Origin of the sequence: Gemelliphila asaccharolytica (assembly GCF_001553005.1) — a bacterium.
In the GTDB taxonomy this organism is placed as follows: domain Bacteria; phylum Bacillota; class Bacilli; order Staphylococcales; family Gemellaceae; genus Gemelliphila; species Gemelliphila asaccharolytica.
On sequence record NZ_KQ959855.1, the window covers coordinates 1 to 3,390 of the forward strand.

A 3,390-nucleotide genomic window follows, 5' to 3' on the forward strand; every position below is an offset into this window, starting at 1 on the left:
TTTTTTTTGTCAATATATTTTTTAAAATTATAGCATTTTTTTTATTTTTCTTTTTGAAGTAATTTTTTATATGAAAAATCCATAAGTATTGCTCCTAATGGTGCCGTTATTAATATAGACATTACTGCTACCGATAAAATTATTTTTCCACAAGACAGCCCCATAGATAGTGGTACTGAAGAAATTGCTGCTTGTACGGTTGCTTTTGGCAAATATGATATTACACAAAATATTTTTTCTTTAAATAATAAATTAGTTTTACATAAACAAAATACTACTCCCAAAGAACGAATAAATAGAGCTATAAAAATTAATAAAACACTTGCTATCCCTCCTTCTAGGGTGTATCTAATATCTACTGCACTCCCTACAAGGACAAATAATATTATTTCTCCAAATATCCATATTTTTCCAAATTTTTCTGATAACTTATTTACGACTTTTTCATTAGTTTTTATCTTCAAAACTATTCCCATACTAACTATAGCTATTAAGCCTGATATTGCAAATTTATTTTTTAATATTTCTTCTAATGATATTAAAAATAACGATACTCCTAAAATTATCATAACTTTAATTGTATTTACTTCTGTTTGTATTTTTTTAAATGATTTTTCAAAATATTGATAAAGTAAATTTCCAAATATAAATCCTATTATTATTCCTGAAATTATTGATATAGGTATATTAATAAAATTCTTAAAAACTAACTCTCCTCCTTGTATTATATTTAGAAAAGTAGTGAATAACACTATAACAAAAATATCATCAAAACTTGCCCCTGACATAATCATCTCTGGTATTGCTTTTTTTGTTCCCCATTTATTCTCCATATAATTAATCATTCTTGGTACTACTACCGCAGGAGAAACCGCTGATAAGACTGCTCCCATAAGAAGAGCTTCTATTTTTGTTATATGTAGAAACATTGGAGCAAATATATAATAGCCTAATATTTCAAACGATGCAGGTACAAATGATAGTAGCAAGGCTGGTCTACTTACTTTTTTTAAATTATTTATATCTAATGACAATCCAGCTTTTAATAATATTATAACTAAAGCTATTTTCCTTAAATCTTCTGAAATAGTCAAAATTTTATTATCAAAAACATTTAATACACAAGAGCCAAAAATTATACCACAAATAATCATTCCAATAATTTTAGGTAATTTTATTTTTTTGAAAATTTCTCCAAATAGATACCCAAAAATAAAAATAATTGATAAAGATAAAAACATAAATTCCTCCTTGTTTAAAGATATTATTTTTAAAAAATAAAAAAACTGATAACCTCTACAAAAATTTGTAGAAGTCATCAGCTAAAATAAGCATTTATTTTTCTTGGGAGAACTTCATTCCCAATAGTACTTTTACATTTTATACTAATTTTTTTAAAAAGTCAACATTTTATTGTTGACTTATATTTTTTTAATTATTTGATAAAATCCTCTATCGCTTCTTTTGCTAATCTATCTGCTTGTTCATTAAAAAAAACACCAGTATGAGCTTTTACTTTAATAAAATTAATATTTATTTTTTTGAAAATTTTTCTAGAAAACATTGCATAATCTTTTGTATAATCATTATTTGCTTTCCAGCTACCTTCTGCCCATGATTGAATTCCTTGATAATCATAGTAGATATCTATGCTTTTAATATTATTAGAAACAGCAAAATTCATAACATATTTTACAGCTTCTATTTCTCCACCAACATTGTTAAATATAGTTATCTTTTTATTGTCTGTAGCTGTTTTAAAGAAAAATTTTTTATCATTATTTATTATTACTCCTCCGGAGCCACAAATATCTCTTTCTTTATTATAACTTCCGTCAACATACGCAAAACATCTCGATATATTATCTGATTTTTCTTTTTCATTTTCTTGTTTTGTATTATCTATTTTGCCAAATTTTAAAAAATTCTCTGCTTCGTCCTTATTCGTGAATTTTTTATAAATTGCTCCTTTAAAACCTAAAACATTTTCTTTACATTCATCCCATGTGTAAAATATCCCTGTTTTTTTCCCTTTATAAACAACATAGTAATTAGTCATTACGCTCTCCTTAATATTCTTTTGAAAATATCTTTTTCTTTATAATAAATATTATAAATTCTACTTACTTTTATATCAAAATCAAAAAATTTTGAATTTTTTTTATTTAATTTTTGATAAATATATATATTTCCTGTCTTATTTATTTCTCTTATTAAATATGTTTTTTCACTTTTTACGCAAAGTCCTCTAACTTCGTTTATATTTTGTTTCATTTCTTTATAGGTAGCACCTAAAAGTATGTGTAACAATATCCTTTTTATTCTTTTTTCACTATATCTTTTAGTCTTAATATTTTTTATTAATTCTTCATAACTACTAGAAATAAGATTTTTTTCGTATATTCTATTTTCAAGCCCTTCTGATATATCATATATATCTTTTAACCCTTTTTTCCCTAATGATAAAATTTTATACTTTAATTCTTTATAAAATATTTCTTCGGAAATATTATTTGAATTTATTAAATAATCATACATTTGATTACTAAGATATTTTTTTATATTTTTATTATTAATATTTTTTCTTATGGCTGTAGCACTTAAAAATTTTTCGTCAGTTAGTTCTTTTTTATTTAAAATCTGTCCCTCTCTTTTTACAACTTTAATTTTTATATGAGGAGCATTTTTTTTTATGTATTTATAATATGAATAACCTAAAATAAAATTAGGAATATCTTTAGGTAAATCAAATAATTCTGCCATTATTTTAGGATATGAATAACCTTTTTTTGTCAAAGAAATTACCTTTTCTTTAATATTTTCGCTATATTCTTTTTTATAAATATCAGCAAATATGTTACTATCTAGTTCACTTCCAAAAATAAGCATATCTATCTTGCATTTGTCAAGAATAGAAATAGCATTTTCACTGAAATCATCGCTCCCGCAGACACTGGCTCTATATGGCAAAGCAATTACCAAATCTACTCCACTTTCTACAGCACATTCAGCTCTTTTATAGCCATCTATTATCGCTGCTTCTCCTCTTTGAGTAAAAAACTCACTCATAACAGAAATAATTTCTCCGCCTCCATTTTGTAATAAAATTTCTTTGGCTTTGTCTATTAAATATTTGTGTCCATTATGAAACGGATTAAACTCACTTATTACTCCTATCCTCATAAAAACCTCCAGTTCTTATATTATTATATCATAAAATTTTTAAATATTTTTCCTATGAAAATTAAAATTTATTATTTCATTTCAAATTATTTTTCAAAGAAAAAATTATACTAAATTTATAAAATTTTTAAAAAAAGTATTGACAAAAAAAAATGGGTATGCTAATATTTTTCACATGTTAATAATTACCAATATTCAAATAAGTAA

General features: G+C 23.8%; 3 protein-coding genes and 1 riboswitch. All 3 genes read right to left on the reverse strand.

Going from position 1 to position 3,390, the window contains the following annotated elements; genetic code table 11:
* Nucleotides 1-41: 41 nt before the first annotated feature.
* The 3 genes from HMPREF1871_RS00515 to HMPREF1871_RS00525 all read right to left on the reverse strand — a co-directional run bounded on the left by HMPREF1871_RS00515 (nt 42) and on the right by HMPREF1871_RS00525 (nt 3,183).
* On the reverse strand, nt 42-1,241 hold the full coding sequence (locus HMPREF1871_RS00515) for a cation:proton antiporter domain-containing protein (RefSeq protein ID WP_066128516.1): 1,200 nt from the start codon (nt 1,239-1,241) through the stop codon (nt 42-44).
* A gap of 61 nt (nt 1,242-1,302) precedes the next feature.
* A riboswitch (Fluoride riboswitch) is annotated at nt 1,303-1,372 on the reverse strand.
* A 63-nt stretch (nt 1,373-1,435) separates the two neighbouring features.
* A complete protein-coding gene (locus HMPREF1871_RS00520; protein WP_066128518.1) occupies nt 1,436-2,059 on the reverse strand; it encodes a ribonuclease H1 domain-containing protein in 624 nt (207 codons plus the stop codon).
* Nucleotides 2,059-3,183, reverse strand: coding sequence for a nucleotidyltransferase family protein (locus HMPREF1871_RS00525; protein ID WP_066128520.1), 1,125 nt, complete (start codon nt 3,181-3,183; stop codon nt 2,059-2,061). Before HMPREF1871_RS00525 ends, HMPREF1871_RS00520 begins: the two co-directional genes overlap by 1 nt.
* Nucleotides 3,184-3,390 lie beyond the last annotated feature (207 nt).